We start from the raw sequence: 15,176 nt of genomic DNA on the forward strand, positions 1-15,176 counted from the left end.
GAACCCGGACGGACGGTTGCCCGTCCGTCCGCACGCTGACCATGAAGACATCCAAACTTGCCATTGCCTCGCTGTTCCTGACCATCTTTGTCGATGCCGCCGGAATCGGCATCGTGTTTCCCGCGCTGACGCCGATGCTGCTCAACAACGAAACCGGCCTGTTTGCCGCGTCGGTGAGCGAGGCCACGCGCTATCAGATCTACGGCATCGTGCTGGCGCTCTATCCGCTGGCCATGTTCGCCGCGTCGCCGCTGCTCGGCGACATGTCCGATCGGTACGGCCGCAAACGTGTGCTGCTGCTGTGCCTGGGCGGCAACGCGCTCGGCATGCTCGGCACCGCTGCCGGCGTGTACGCCGGCAGTCTGTGGGGGGTGCTCGTCGGCCGCGCGATCTGCGGCCTGACCGCCGCGAGCCTGCCGGTGGCGCAGGCGGCCGTCATCGACATCAGCACGCCCGACACGAAAGCCGGCAACCTCAGCATGATCACTGCGGCGAACGGCGTGGGATTCGCGATCGGGCCGGTCATCGGTGGGGTGTTTTCCGGCACGGGCGGCGGTGCGTTCGGCGTCGCGCTGCCGTTCGTCATCGGTGCCGCCCTGGCGGCGCTCACGCTCGCGTTCGTGATCGCGTTCTTCTCCGATCGTCGCGCACACGACGGCACCACGCCTGCGCGACGCGCCGGCGCATGGCGGCGCATCGTCGCGAATGCGGCATCGCCGGTACTCCGCACGCCGCTCGTCATCCTCGCGGTGTTCCTGACCGGCTACTACATCTTCTTCAACTACATGTCGGCCTTTTCCCTGCTGCGGTATGGATTCGACGCGTTCTGGGAGGCGATGCTGCTGTCGTTCTACTCGGCGTGCTTCGCCGTGTCGCTGCTGTTCATCATTCCCGCACTGGCGAAGGCGTTTTCACCGCGACAGAACCTCATGGGCAGCCTGATCGCGCAACCGGTCCTGATCGCACTGGTGATGCTGGTCGACGCCCCCATCAGCCTCTGGGCGGCCGTGCCGCTGCTCGCGCTCGCCGTCTCCAACTGCTATGTCACGCTGCTCAGCATCGCGTCGAACCGCGCGACCGCCGACGATCAGGGGCAGGTGCTGGGCGTCGTCTCGTCGATCAATGCGCTTGCCTGGGGCGTCGCCCCGATCGTGACCTCGTTGCTGCAGCCGCACTCGATCGTCCTCCCGGTCGCGACGTCCGCGCTCGTGCTCGTGTCGGCGTGTGTGCTGGGCGGCCGCTTCTGCAACCAGGCGATCGAACTCGAGGTCAGCCGATGAGCCCGCGTCAAGGTCATTCACCGCGAACCAACTGGAGAATTCAATGAATCCCAACACTCCCCAACTGCCTCATCCGCTGGGATTGCGGCGTGTCGTCGTGACGGGGCTCGGCCTCGTGACTCCGCTCGGCGTCGGTGTCGAACACTCGTGGCGGAACCTGCTCGCCGGTCGAAGCGGTATCACGACCATCGATCGCTTCGACACGTCGAACCTGCCTTGCAAGATCGCCGGGCTGATTCCCGCCGGCAATGCGCGCGACGGCGGCTTCGATGCGACCGAATGGGTCGAGGCGAAGGAAGTCAAGAAAATGGATCCGTTCATCGTCTATGCGATCGCGGCCGCCACGGAAGCGCTCGACGACGCACAATGGCATCCGGACGACCGGGCGCTGCAGAATCGCACCGGCGTCATGGTCGGTGCGGGTATCGGCGGCCTGCCGGGCATCGAGGCTGGATCGCGACAAATCGAGCGTGCGCCCGGCAAGCGGCTGTCGCCGTTCTTCATTCCGTCGAACCTGATCAACCTGGCCGCCGGCCAGATTTCGATCAAGTACGGCTTTCGCGGCCCGACGCACGCAACGGTCACGGCATGCGCATCCGGTGCCCATGCGATCGGCGATGCGGCGCGCCTGATCGCGCTCGACGACGCGGACGTGATGATCGCGGGGGGCGCGGAGGCCGCCGTGTGCGAGGTCGGGATCGCCGGTTTTGCCGCGGCGAAAGCGCTGTCCACGGGCTTCAACGACACGCCGGAGCGTGCGTCGCGGCCGTGGGATGCCGACCGCGACGGCTTCGTGATGGGTGAGGGCAGCGGCATGGTCGTCCTCGAGGAATACGGGCATGCGCTGGCGCGCGGCGCCCGGATCTACGCGGAAGTGATCGGTTACGGCATGTCGGGCGACGCTTATCACATCGTCGCGCCGCCGGATGATGGCGACGGCGCGGCCCGCGCGATGCTGGCCGCCCTCAAGCGTGCGCGCATCGAGCCGGACGCCATCGACTACATCAATGCGCATTCGACGTCGACGCCCGCCGGCGATCTGGCCGAGATCGCCGCGCTGAAACGCGTGTTTGGCGAGCATCTGTTCGGTGGTGCGTCGGTGTCCGCCACGAAGGCGTCGACCGGGCACCTGCTCGGCGCCGCCGGCAGCGTCGAAGCGGTGTTCGCGCTGCTGGCGCTCCGCGACCAGGTCGCACCGCCGACGATCAACCTCGATCGCCCGGCCCCCGAATGCGACGGCCTCGATCTGGTGCCGAACCGCAGCAAGTCGCGGCCGGTGCGTTACACGCTGTCGAATTCCTTCGGCTTCGGCGGAACGAACGCCGCGCTGATATTCGGCCCTCCGCCGGCAGACGCCTGATCCAGGGGCGTGCCGGACACGCCCGTCCGGCACGCCCTTGACGCCACAGGGCATCCGTCCGGATAGTCACTTGCATATTAGAAGTCACGATGTTAGCCTTCACGCCATGAGAACGACCAGCTTTAAATCGATGGAGTGCCCGACCGCGCGCGCACTCGACTGCATCGGCGAATCGTGGACGCTCCTGATCCTGCGGGATGCGTTGCAGGGGTGTACACGCTTCGACGAATTCCAGCGCAGTGTCGGGATTGCAACCAATACGCTGACGCGCAGATTGAAACGCCTGGTCGATCAGGGCCTGCTGGAGCGCCGGCGCTACATGACGCGACCCACGCGTTACGAGTACGTGCTGACGCAGATGGGCATCGACCTGTTCCCGCTGCTGGTCGTGCTGTTCGATTGGGGGAGCAAGTACCTCGTCAACGACGGTGTCGCGGTTCAGCAGATCGATCGGGAGAGCGGTCGGGTGCTGGAGTCCGTGGTCGTCGACAGGAATGACCTGCAGCCGATTACCGTGGATCGCGTCCTGCTCAAGGCAGGGCCGGTCGCGTCGGCTGCCGTGCATGAACGTGTCGAGCAGGTGCGCGAGCTGCGCGAAAGTGCGTCGGGCAGCTAACCGCTCCCGTACTGTTGGCACCAGCCGGACTCGCCCCGAGTACCGGCCATGAAATACCGGATCGACCCGCGCGGGGCGCCGCTTGTCGGCGGGCGAGCGCGGCGTTTCCGATGGTGTTGACGCGTGCTTACGTTCGAGATCAGTGAAGAGTCAATACGGAGTTTGAATTGGTAGACGAATTCATGCCTATCCTTCAATCGCAGACGATGGAGGAGCTCGGGGCCCACGTGGGAAGTTTCTGCCGCGAGGCCGGATACCAAACTTATATGTATTCGGTTGTCTCGTCCGGGTCCGCCGGCGAGACGGCCTTCAGTCACATCATCTCGAACTGCCCGGCCTGGCAGGATGTCTACGCCGAGCGCCGCTACGCGAACATCGACCCGATACTCGCCCACGCACGCACGTCCTCGCTGCCGCTGCGATGGGAGCGCGCGATGTACAGCTCCGGCGAGCAGCGGTGCCTCGAAGCGGACGCGCGTCGCTTCGGTCTCGTTCACGGCCTGAGCTTGCCGGTGCGCGGCCATCGCGGCGACATCGGCGTGCTGAGCGTTGCCTCCGACGGCTCTGAAGGCATCCCGGCGCACGACCTCGGCCAGACCGCGAAACTCAGTCTGCTTTGCGCGTATATCGAGGAAAAGGTCACCATGATCGCGCGGGAAACCAAAGGGCAGGGCACCACGCGGATGTCGGGCATGAGTTCGCGCGAACGGCAATGCCTGCAATGGTGTTCCGCCGGCAAGACGAGCTGGGAGATCGGTGAGATTCTCGGCATCACCGAGCGAACCGTAAATTTTCATATCGGCAATGTCGTTCGGAAACTCAATGCCAAGGGCCGTCGCCATGCGGTGACGAAGGCCATCTCGCTCGGGCTGTTGTGCGTCTGACAAGCACGCATCGGTTGTCTTGCGGCTTGGGTCTGATTGTTCCGTCAAGCTGGCGGAGGGGAACGGAACAGTCATCGATCGGCGGCACTCGGGTCCTGACAGCGGTTAGCGTCCTTCGCCCGGTGTCTCGACATCGATCGCGTCCGGCTTGCCGTGCTCACGTGGCCTGCCGACGAACCGGCGAATTCGGCGGGTCGTCAACGCCTGCCGTTCGGCTGCACGTCCCGGCTTCAAGCCCGTGTCCACCACGGCCTGGATTACCTTGAGTCGATCAAGCTCTCGCATCGTCAGTGTCACCAATCCGGCTGGCTGCATGGTCGGCTCCGCGCTCGCTCAACGAGCCGTCCAGCATGCCAGCAGTCAAAAACACGACATCTGTAAATAGCCAGAACACGACATTAGGATATGGCTGCTACAACCAAATCCGCCGATAATGTTGATTATGTCAAATACGATATTTCATCCCCAAACCCCACGACAAGCAGCCTCCAACCGACCGCTGCCGCACTTTTGAGCGCCTTCGGAAACGCTCAGGCAACCGGATTCAACCACTCCGTCAGACCTTCACGCGCGTTCAACTCGATGAACGTCGGCATCGCGCGAAGCTCGTGGATATAGCGCGCCAGATTCCTCCACGTCGTTGCCGGACGCGGCATGTTGCGCGTCCAGCGCATGAGCATCAGCGCCAGGAAGTCGACCGTGCTCAACCGATCGTTGATCAAATACGAACGGCCATCGGACAGCAGAGTGTCGAGATGTGCCATCGATTCCTCGATTTGCCCTTGCGAAAACGTCTTCACCATTTCAGCGCATCGCGGATCCCCATCCGTCTCCGCATAGAACCAGTTTCGCATCGCCGGCAAGACGGAATTGGCGAGATAGATCATCATCTCGAACCACTCGGCACGTTCAGGCGAGCCCGGATCCGGAGCCAGGCGCGGCTCCGGATGACGTTCGGCGAGCAGCATCAGCAACGCGGCCGATTCGGTCCGCGGTTTGCCATCGACGACCAGCGTCGGCACTCGGCCCGCGGGATTCAACCGCAGGTACTCGGGCGTATGCTGCGCCCCCGTATCGATATCGACGAGGCGCGTTTCGAACGGCACGCCGAGTTCGATCAACATCCAGTGCACGGCCATGCTTGCCGCGCCGGGCGAGTAATACAGAACGTAGGACATGGTCTGAATTCGTCTCTTTGAATTGAAATGTCTGTGACTCGTCTGCACGGTAATCGCATTCAATCAACACAACGCTCGAAAATCACCTGTCGAAGCGACCTCACTCCCCCACCACCTCCGCCTGACGATCATCCCGTTTCGCCACCGTCGCCCGCCTGCCGCGTCGCCCGACCGACGCCACGACCCGAAACGCTACCGGCGCGAACACGAGCCCGAACACCGTCGCCGCCAGCACACCGCCGAACGCGCCCGTGCCGATCGACCGTCGGCTTTCCGCCCCCGCGCCCGTTGCCAGCACGAGCGGCACGACGCCCAGCAAGAACGCCATCGACGTCATCACGATCGGCCGGAATCGCGCAGCGGCCGCGTCGACCACCGCCTGCCGCAGCGGCACGCCATGCACGACCAGGTCGCGCGCGTATTGCACGATCAGGATCGCGTTCTTCGCCGCCAGCCCGACCACGGTGATCATCCCGACCTTGAAATACACGTCGTTCGGCATCCCGCGCGCGAGCGCCGCCGCGATCGCACCCATCATGCCGAGCGGCACGATCGTCAGCACGGACAGCGGAATCGTCCAGCTTTCGTACAGCGCGGCCAGCGCCATGAAAACCGCGAGCACCGACAACCCGACGAGCAGCGGCGTCTGCCGCGCGGCAACCTGCTCCTCGCGCGCCGCATCGACCCAGTCGAAGCCGATCCCGGCCGGCAGCGCAGCGGCAAGCCGCTCCATCTCCGCCATCGCCGCGCCCGAACTCGTGCCTGTCGCCGCCCGGCCGCTGATGTCGAGCGACGGATAGCCGTTGTACCGGTTCAGCATCACCGGCCCGATCGTCCAGTGCGGCGCGGCAATGGCCGACAGCGGCACCATGTCGCCGGTACGGTTCGGCACGGTCAGCGCCATCAGCTGCGTATCGGTTGCGCGTGCAACCGGATCGGCCTCGATGATCACCCGCCGCATCCGGCCCGACGCCGGAAAGTCGTTGATGTAGTTCGAGCCGAACGTGCCGCCCAGCAGCCCCGCGATCCGCTCGAACGGCACGCCGAGCGCGTACGCCTTCGCGCGATCGACATCGAGCTCGATACGCGGTGCGTCCGGCAGGTCTTCGAAATGCACGGCCGAGAGCAATGGGCTCGCCTTCGCGCGTTCGGCAAGCTGCTCGCGAGCCGCCTTCAACGCATCGAGCCCGACCCCACCGCGATCCTCGAGCCGGAACGTGAAGCCGTCCGAATGCCCGATGCCGCGCACCGACGGCGGCAGCGCCGCCTCGACGTCGCCGTCGAGGATCGCACTGAACCGCCCGTTGAGCCGGTCGCGCAACGCCATCGCATCGACGTCGCGCTTCGCCCAGTCCTTCAGTTCCACGAACGCCATCCCGACGTTCTGCCCACTGCCGACGAAACTCCAGCCGATCACGCTCGTCACGTTCGCAATCGCCGGCTCCCCGTGCAGGATGGCCTCCACCCGCTCGACGACCGCGAGCGTGCGCGCCTGCGTGGCGCCCGCCGGCAACTGGATCATCACCTGCAGTTGCCCCTGGTCCTCGGTCGGCAGGAAGCCGCCCGGCATCATCCAGTACAGCAGCCCGCACGCGATCACGAGCGCCGCGTAGACCACCACGACCATGCCGGTGCGGCGCACCGCAAACACGGCGACGCGGCGATAACCGGTTTCGGCGCGCGCGAAAGCCGTACCGAACCGGTCGGCCAGACGCGCGCCGATGCCGCGTCGCCGCGCACGGCCGGCGCCGCGATCGTGCCGCGCGACCGGCTTCAGCAGGTTCGCGCACAGCGCGGGCGTGAGCGACAGCGCCATGAACGACGACACCAGCATCGACGCGATCATCGCGACCGCGAACTGCCGGTAGATGCCGCCGACGCTGCCCGGGAAAAATGCCATCGGCACGAATACGGCGGTCAGCACCGCGGTCACGCCGACGATCGCCCCGCCGATCCGCTTCATGGCCCGGCGCGTGGCGTCGCGCGGCGACACGCCCTCCTCCATCACGCGATGCACGCTCTCGACGACGACGATCGCGTCGTCGACCAGGATGCCGATCGCCAGCACGAGGCCGAACATCGTGAACACGTTGATCGACAGCCCGAACGCCCACATCGCGACGAACGCGCCCATCAGCGTGACGGGAATCACGACGGTCGGCACCAGCGTGTAGCGCAGGTCGCGCAGGAACAGCCACATCACGCAGAACACCAGCACGACGGCCTCGACGAGCGTCAGCACGACTTCGTGGATCGCGATCTTGACGAAATGCGCGCCGTCGAACGGAATCTCGACGGCGACGCCCGGCGGCAACGTCCGCGAGAGTTCCGCGAGCCGCGCGCGAATCGCATTCGACGTTTCGAGCGCGTTGCCGCGCGGGCCGAGCTGGATGCCGACCGTTGCGGCCGGCCGGCCGTTCAGCCGCGAATAGAACGAATAGTCGTCGCGACCGATCTCGACGCGCGCGACATCGCCCACACGCACCACCGAGCCGTCCTGTTTCGACTTCAGCACGATCCGGCCGAACTCCTCGGGCGACGTGAGCTGGCCCTTGACCACGACCGTCGCGGTGAGCTGCTGGCCGCGCACGAACGGCGCGTCGCCGATCGCACCGGCCGTGACCGTCGCGTTCTGCGCGCTGATCGCCGTGATCACGTCGTCGGCGCCGAGGTCGTATTCGCGCAACTTGACCGGATCGAGCCAGACCCGCAGCGCCTCGTCGGCATCCCACAGCTCGGCCGCACCGACACCCGGCGCGCGCTTCAGCTCGCGCAGCACGTAGCGGTTCAGGTAATCGCCGAGCTGCGCGGAATCGCGCGTGCCGTCGGTCGACGTCAGCGTGACGAGCATCAGGAACGTGTTCGCCGCCTTGAACACGCCGATCCCCTGCTGGACGACCTGCTGCGGCAGCCGCGGCTCGACCTGCTTCAACCGGTTGTTGACATCGACGAGCGCGATGTCCGGATCGGCGCTGGGCGCGAACGTCACGTCGATCTCGAGGTTGCCGTGGCCGTCGCTGCTGGTCTCGTAGTACAGCAGCCCGTCGGCGCCATCGAGGCTTTCCTCGATGACGCTGCCGACGTCGGCATCGACCGTCTCGGTCGACGCGCCCGGATAGGACGCGGTGATCACGACCCGCGGCGGCGCCAGGCGTGGATACTGCGCGATCGGCAGCTGCGGAATGGCGAGCACGCCCGCGACGACGATCGCGAGCGCGACGATCCACGCAAAGACGGGACGGTCGATGAAGAATGACGGCATCGGCGAGTGTCGGCGAACGCGCTACAGCGTGAGCTCGAACGAACGCGCGAGCAGCCCCGGCAACTGCGCGCCTCCGGTGGCGCGCTCGCCGTACGTGTCGTCGCTCGCGAGCAGCGCCGGTGCCGCGCCGAGCTGCTCGAGCTCCGACCCGAACAGCCGGTAGAAGCTGTCGTCGAACCGCATCGCGTCGACCGGCGCGACGATGCGCCCGCCTTCGACCCAGAACGTCGCGAACCGCGTCATCCCCGTCATCCGGCACGCGATCGGGTCCGAAAAGTTCAGGTACCAGAGGTTGCCGACGTAGAGCCCCGTGTCGAGCGCGGCCAGCACGTCGGCGTCGGCGAGCGTGCCGCCCGCGATCGACAGCGACTGCGGCGCTTCGGCGTTGTCCGCGCCGTTCGGTGTGCGCCCGTGCTCACGCGCGGTGCGTGCACACACGAGCTGCCCGGCGCCCCGCCCTTCGACGACGAGCGGCACGCTGTCGCGCCGGTAGCCGTCCGCGTTGAACGCCGGCGCGATGCCCAGCGTGAAATCCTCGGTGATCGACACGCGCGGATCGAGCGCGACCTCGCCGGCGTACAGGCGATGCAGCGGGCTGCGGGCGCTCGCCACCGCGCGCGCCGAGAAGCCGCTCCAGCCGAGCAGGCTCGTCATCTCGTGAATGGCGTCCGGCGCGAAATACGCGCGGTAGCGCCCGGGCGCAAGCGCCTTCGGCGTGCGGCCGAGCACGGGCAGCCGCGCGGCGGCCGCGTCGACCTTCGCCGCGAACGCCGCATCGCGCCAGTCGTCACCCGCATAGACGGTCTTGATCGCGCGGCCGCTCGGGTCATACAGCGACCAGCTGAAGTTGAAATTCTCGACCTCGTACCAGCCGCGGCTGCCGGTCGACGATGCGAAGCCGCGCGCCAGCGTGCCGCCCGCGTAAAAGCCGACGAAGTCGAGCCCGCGCGCGCATTCGGCCACGATTCGCGCGAGCCCGTCCGCATTCGGCAAGCGCCCGGTGCGGCGCGTTTCCTGCACCCACGACGCGGTATCGAACAGCAGATGAGGATCGTCCTGCGCATCGCGCAGGCCGTCGCGCAGCACGGCTAGCGCGTCCGCCAGTTCGCGCAGGTCGGCCGCCGGATCGCCGCAGACGGTCAGCGCCGAGTGCGCCTGCCGCGCCCCGTCGATGAGCCGCACGGACAGCCGCCCTTGCGTGACGCGCCCGGTCTGGCGAATCCTGCCGCCATTGAAACGGATGAAGTCGGACGTTTCGCCGGAGAAGCCGAGCAGGACGGTTTCGGTCGGCGCGGTCAGCCGCTGCGCCTCCTCGGCGAGCCGGGCGAAATACGCGTGCCAGTCGATTCCGGCCTGGCGGGCGATCGGATCGAATCCCGTCATCACGCGCCTCCGAAGACGTCGACGCCGGCGAACACGCAGGCCGGCGCGGCGTGGCCGACACGGATGATCTGCGCAGGCTCGCCCTTCCCGCAGTACGGCGTGCCGTAGATGCCGAACGTGCCCGCATCGCCGACCGCGCGCAGGCTGCGCCAGAACTGGGCAGAGATGCCGCGGTAGTTCGGACGCTTGACGACCTGCGTGAGCCGGCCGCTCTCGATCAGTTGCCCGAATTCGCAGCCGAACTGGAATTTGTTGCGGTGGTCGTCGATCGACCAGGACGTGTTGGTGCGCATCAGGATCCCGTGCTCGGTGCCGGCGATCAGCGCATCGAGCGACTGGTCGCCGGGTTCGACGTTCAGGTTCGCCATCCGGTCGATCGGCGCGCGGTTCCAGCTCGACGCGCGCGAGTTGGCGACGCCCGGCAGGCCCGCGCGCTGCTGCGACAGCGCCCCGCCGAGCAGCCGTTCGAGCACGCCGTTGCGGATCAGGTACTGCTTGCGCGCCGGCGTGCCGTCGTCGTCGAATGCGTAGGACGCGGCTTCGGCCGTCGGCTCCGGATCGAACGTGACGTTCAGCAGCGGCGAGCCATATTGATAGTGGCCGACCATCTCCGGCCTGACGAAACTCGATCCGGCGAAGTTGCGCTCGTCGCCGAGAATCCTGTCGAGTTCGAGCGGATGGCCGATCGACTCGTGGATCTGCAGCATCATCTGGTCCGGCATCAGCAGCAGGTCGCGCCGGCCGGTCGGGCAGTTCGGCGCGGCAAGCAACTGCAGCGCCTCGTCGGCAACACGCGCGCCGGCGCCATCGAAGCCGTAGCGCGCCAGCACGTCGATGCCGCCCTGCGCCAGCGTGCCCGATTGGCCGAGCGAGCGCGTCTGCGTGTCGCCGTCGCCATGGGCGACGGCCTGCAGCTCGGGCATCAGGAAGCGGAAGCGCTGGTCGATCCGCACGCCGTCGCTCGTCACGTAATACTGCTCGGTGTGCACGATCATCACGCTAGCCGAACGCTCGACGATGCGCGCGCCGAGGTTTGCCGCCGCACATTCGTGCGCGAGACGCTCGATCCATTCCGCGCGTGACGGCAGCGTCGCATCGACATCGGGCGACGCATAGGTGCCGCTCGCCTGCGGACGCGCGGCCTGCCGATGATCGACCAGCGCCCACGGCGCGCTGGCACGGGCCCGCGCGGTCGCGATGTCGAGCGCCGCCTGCAGCCCGGCCGGGGACAGGTCGGGCGTCGCGGCATAACCCGCGCCCGTGCCGGCCCAGGCCGTCAGCATCGCACCGCGCTCGCGCGTGCGCGAAAACGGCTGCGCGACGTCGTTGCGCACCGCGTGTTCGTCGATCGTCTCGTCGACGATGCGCAGCGACCAGAAATCGGCGTCGCTGCGCAACCCCTGCGCCGCCTGCACGGCTCGGGCACCCGGCGCCCGGTTCTCGTCAATCATCGGTTCCCTCTTGCTGCTCCTGCGGGCCGCGCTCAGGCGCCAGCATGGACGACGCGAGCAGCGCCCGCGTATACGGATGGGATGGCGCGTGCAATACGTCGAGCGTCTCGCCCGCCTCGACCACGCGCCCCGCCTTCATCACGATGACCCGGTGGGCCATCGCGCGCATCACCGCCAGATCGTGCGTGATGAACAGGTAGCTGAGTTTGTACTTCTTTTGGAGATTCGTCAGCAGATTCAGCACCTGCTTCTGGATCGACACATCGAGCGCGCTCGTCGGCTCGTCGAGCACCAGCAGTTCCGGCTCCACCGCCAGCGCCCGCGCGATCGCGATCCGCTGCCGCTGCCCGCCGGAAAACTCGTGCGGATAGCGCAGCATCGCCTCGGGCGGCAGGCCCACCTCCTGCAGCAGCGCGGCGATCCGCGCGCGCCGCGCGTCGCCGGCCACCTGCGGCCGGTGCACGGCAAGCCCCTCGCCGACGATCTGCTCGACCGTCATGCGCGGCGACAGCGAGCCGAACGGATCCTGGAACACCACCTGCATGCGCCCGTACAGCGTGCGCCGGCCCTGCGTCGTGCGCAGCGACGCCAGCGGCATCCCGTCGATCTCGATCCCGCCCGACGCCGGCCGCTGCAGGCCGAGCACGGCCGACGCGAGCGTCGATTTCCCCGAGCCCGACTCGCCGACGATCCCGAGCGTTTCGCCGCGCTTCAGGCTCAGCTGCACGTCGTGCACGGCGCGGAACGTCGTCTTGCCGAGCACCGAGCGCCAGCCGTTCGCCGCGATGCGGTAGTCGACGGCGAGATGCTGCACGTCGAGGATCGTCTGCGCGCCGGCGGCCACCGGCTCGACCGCCCGTTGCGGCGCGCTGTCGAGCAGCCGGCGCGTATACGGATGCTGCGGCGCCGCGAACAGGTCGGCCGTCGTGTTGCTTTCCACCAGCACGCCCTTCTCCATCACGGCCACACGCTGCGCGAAGCGCCGCACAAGGTTCAGGTCGTGCGTGATCAGCAGCACGGCCATCCCGCGTGCGGCGGCCTCCTGCTCCTGCAGCTCGATCAGCAGGTCGACGATCTGCTGGCGCACCGTCACGTCGAGCGCGGTGGTCGGCTCGTCCGCCAGCAGCAGGCGCGGCCGGCACGCCAGCGCCATCGCGATCATCGCGCGTTGCCGCTGCCCGCCCGACAGCTGGTGCGGAAAGCTGTCGATGCGCCGCTCCGGCTCCGGAATCCCGGTGCGCCGCAGCAGCGCGATCCCGCGCTCACGCGCGTCGCCCGGGCGCAGCCCCTCGTGCAGCCGCAGGCTCTCGGCGATCTGCTTGCCGATCGTATACAGCGGATTGAGCGCCGTCATCGGCTCCTGGAACACCATCGCGATGTCGGCGCCGCGAATCCCGCGCATCTGCTGCTCGGTCTTCGCGAGCAGATCCTCGCCGTCGAACAGCATCCGCCCCGACAGCGTCGCCTGCTGCGCGAGCCGCAGGATCGACAGTGCGGTCACGCTCTTGCCCGACCCCGACTCGCCGACGAGCGCCACGCGCTCGCCGCGGCCGATCGACAGGCTCAGGTCCTGTACGGCCGCGCTCGCGCCGAAATGCGCGGAAAACCCGTCGATCTGCAGCAATGGTCTCGTCATCACCGCCCTCCACCGAATGCCGAACCGCGCGTGCGCGTATCGAGCGCGTTGCGCAGCGCATCGCCCATGAAGGTGAGCAGCAGCAGCGTCATCACCAGCGCCGCGAACGCCGCGATCGAGATCCACCACGCATCCAGGTTGTTCTTGCCTTCCTGCAACAGCTCGCCGAGGCTCGGCGTCGGCGGCGGCACGCCGAGGCCGAGGAAATCGAGGCTCGTCAGCGACAGGATCGCCGCGCTCATTCGGAACGGCAGGAACGTGATCACCGGCGTGAGGCTGTTCGGCAGCACGTGGCGCCACATGATCTGTGCGTTGGTCAGCCCCATCGTGCGCGCCGCTTTCACATAGTCGAGCGCGCGGTTGCGCAGAAATTCGGCGCGCACGTAGTCGGACAGCACGAGCCAGCCGAACATCGACAGCAGGATGAACAGCAGCCACAGCGACGGCGTGAAGATCGACGCGAAGATGATCAGCAGGTACAGGTCCGGCAACGCGCTCCAGATCTCGATCAGGCGCTGCCCGACCAGGTCGGTGCGGCCGCCGTAGAAGCCCTGCAGCGCGCCCGTCAGCACGCCGACCAGCACGCCCGATACGGTCAGCGCGAACGCCATCAGCACCGACAGCCGGAACCCGTACAGCAGCCGCGCAAGCACGTCGCGGCCGAACTGGTCGGTGCCGAGCCAGTTGCTCGACGACGGCGGCGCCGGATACGGCCGCGACGCGAAATAGTCGATCGTGTCGTAGCGGTAACGGTTCGGCGGATAGATCGCGAAGTTGCCGTGCGACTCGATCTTCGTGCGGATATACGGATCGAGATAATTCGTCATCGCGGGAAAGTCGCCGCCGAACGCCGTCTCCGGATAGTCCTTCACGATCGGGAAGTAATAGCGCCCGTCGTAGCGCACGATCAGCGGCCGGTCGTTCGACAGCAGGTCCGCACCGAGGCTGAGCGCGAACAGCACCGCGAAGATCACGAGGCTCCAGTAGCCGAGCGGCTGCGCGCGAAAGCGCAGCCACGTGCGCCGCCACGGCGACGGCGAGGCCGCACACGCGGCGCAGGCCTGGTCAGTGGTCCAGGCGGTTGAACTGGATACGGGGGTCGACGAGGACATAGCAGATATCCGCGATGAGTTTGGTCAGCAGGCCGATCAGCGTGAACAGGAACAGCGAGCCGAGCACGACCGGATAGTCGCGGCGGATCACCGAGTCGTACGACAGTTGCCCCATGCCGTCGAGCGAGAACAGCGTCTCGATCAGCAGGTTGCCGTTCAGGAAGGCGCCGACGAACGCGGCCGGCAGCCCCGTGAGCAACGGGATCGCTGCATTGCGCAGCACGTGCTTCCACAGCACGTCGCGCTCCGGCGCGCCCTTCGCGCGTGCGGTCAGCACATATTGGCGGCCGATTTCCTCGAGGAACGTGTTCTTGGTCAGGATCGTGACGATCGCGAAGTTGCCGACGACCGACGCCGTCACCGGCATCACGACGTGCCACAGATAGTCGAGCGCCTGGCCGATCAGCGTCAGGTCGTCGAAGTTATCGGACGTGAGCCCGCGCATCGGGAACACCTGCCAGAACGTGCCGCCGCCGAACAGCATCAGCAGCAGCACGCCGAGCACGAAGCCCGGCACCGCGTATCCGGCCAGCACCAGCACGCTCGTCACGGTGTCGAACCGCGATCCGTTGCGCACCGCCTTCGCGATGCCGAGCGGCACCGACACCAGGTACGTGAGGATCACCGTCCACATCCCCAGCGTGATCGACACCGGCAGCTTCGAGCGGATCACCGCCCACACGCTGCGATGCGCGAAATAGGACTGGCCGAGGTCGAACGTCGCATAGCTTTTCAGCATCAGCACGTAGCGTTCGAGCGGCGGCCTGTCGAAGCCGAACTGCCTGCGGATCTGCTCGATCTGCTGCGGGTCGACGCCCTGGCTGCCGTGGTAGCCGCCGCCCCCTCCGCCCGCCTCCCCGCCGCGCGCACTGCCGTGGCGCAACTGCGCGAGCACCTGTTCGACCGGGCCGCCCGGCACGAACTGCGTGACCGCGAACGTGATCGTCACCACCCCGATCAGCGTCGGGATCATCAGCAGCAAGCGCCTGAGTATGTATGCCAGCATCGTCGTTC

General features: G+C 67.2%; 12 protein-coding genes. 4 read left to right on the plus strand and 8 right to left on the minus strand.

The features are described 5' to 3' along the window. Positions 1-41 precede the first annotated feature (41 nt). The 4 genes from CFB40_RS09430 (at position 42) to CFB40_RS09445 (ending at position 4,140) form a co-directional block, all read left to right on the plus strand. A complete protein-coding gene (locus tag CFB40_RS09430; RefSeq protein WP_089431110.1) occupies positions 42-1,280 on the plus strand; it encodes an MFS transporter in 1,239 nt (412 codons plus the stop codon). 76 nt (positions 1,281-1,356) lie between these two features. Continuing rightward, positions 1,357-2,640, plus strand: a complete 1,284-nt coding sequence (gene fabF / locus CFB40_RS09435) for a beta-ketoacyl-ACP synthase II (protein ID WP_206148705.1) — start codon at positions 1,357-1,359, stop codon at positions 2,638-2,640. A 106-nt stretch (positions 2,641-2,746) separates the two neighbouring features. Beyond that, positions 2,747-3,256, plus strand: coding sequence for a winged helix-turn-helix transcriptional regulator (locus CFB40_RS09440; RefSeq protein WP_089425478.1), 510 nt, complete (start codon positions 2,747-2,749; stop codon positions 3,254-3,256). 167 nt (positions 3,257-3,423) lie between these two features. Beyond that, positions 3,424-4,140 carry a helix-turn-helix transcriptional regulator gene (locus CFB40_RS09445; RefSeq protein WP_089431111.1) on the plus strand — a complete coding sequence of 239 codons (717 nt, stop codon included), beginning with the start codon at positions 3,424-3,426 and terminating at the stop codon, positions 4,138-4,140. Positions 4,141-4,245: 105 nt separating this feature from the next. Here CFB40_RS09445 and CFB40_RS09450 read toward each other — a convergent pair whose 3' ends face one another. The 8 genes from CFB40_RS09450 to CFB40_RS09485 form a co-directional block, all read right to left on the minus strand. Next, the gene (locus CFB40_RS09450; RefSeq protein WP_089431112.1) at positions 4,246-4,455 is read right to left on the minus strand and encodes a hypothetical protein; all 210 of its coding nucleotides are present in this window, start codon (positions 4,453-4,455) and stop codon (positions 4,246-4,248) included. 215 nt (positions 4,456-4,670) lie between these two features. Beyond that, positions 4,671-5,318: a glutathione S-transferase family protein gene (locus CFB40_RS09455; protein WP_089431113.1), complete on the minus strand. Its 648-nt coding sequence runs from the start codon at positions 5,316-5,318 to the stop codon at positions 4,671-4,673. A 100-nt stretch (positions 5,319-5,418) separates the two neighbouring features. Then, a complete protein-coding gene (locus CFB40_RS09460) occupies positions 5,419-8,580 on the minus strand; it encodes a multidrug efflux RND transporter permease subunit (protein ID WP_089431114.1) in 3,162 nt (1,053 codons plus the stop codon). Between the two features lie 21 nt (positions 8,581-8,601). Then, positions 8,602-9,963 carry a TldD/PmbA family protein gene (locus CFB40_RS09465; RefSeq protein ID WP_089431115.1) on the minus strand — a complete coding sequence of 454 codons (1,362 nt, stop codon included), beginning with the start codon at positions 9,961-9,963 and terminating at the stop codon, positions 8,602-8,604. Further along, a complete protein-coding gene (locus CFB40_RS09470; RefSeq protein ID WP_089431116.1) occupies positions 9,963-11,414 on the minus strand; it encodes a TldD/PmbA family protein in 1,452 nt (483 codons plus the stop codon). The genes CFB40_RS09465 and CFB40_RS09470 overlap by 1 nt, the downstream gene beginning before the upstream one ends. Further along, complete coding sequence (locus CFB40_RS09475) at positions 11,407-13,050, minus strand: ABC transporter ATP-binding protein (protein WP_089431117.1); 1,644 nt, start codon at positions 13,048-13,050, stop codon at positions 11,407-11,409. Before CFB40_RS09475 ends, CFB40_RS09470 begins: the two co-directional genes overlap by 8 nt. After that, positions 13,050-14,162 carry an ABC transporter permease gene (locus CFB40_RS09480; RefSeq protein WP_089431118.1) on the minus strand — a complete coding sequence of 371 codons (1,113 nt, stop codon included), beginning with the start codon at positions 14,160-14,162 and terminating at the stop codon, positions 13,050-13,052. The genes CFB40_RS09475 and CFB40_RS09480 overlap by 1 nt, the downstream gene beginning before the upstream one ends. Continuing rightward, positions 14,116-15,168, minus strand: coding sequence for a microcin C ABC transporter permease YejB (locus tag CFB40_RS09485; RefSeq protein ID WP_089425486.1), 1,053 nt, complete (start codon positions 15,166-15,168; stop codon positions 14,116-14,118). The genes CFB40_RS09480 and CFB40_RS09485 overlap by 47 nt, the downstream gene beginning before the upstream one ends. Positions 15,169-15,176 lie beyond the last annotated feature (8 nt).

Source organism: Burkholderia sp. AU31652 (assembly GCF_002223155.1).
GTDB lineage: Bacteria > Pseudomonadota > Gammaproteobacteria > Burkholderiales > Burkholderiaceae > Burkholderia.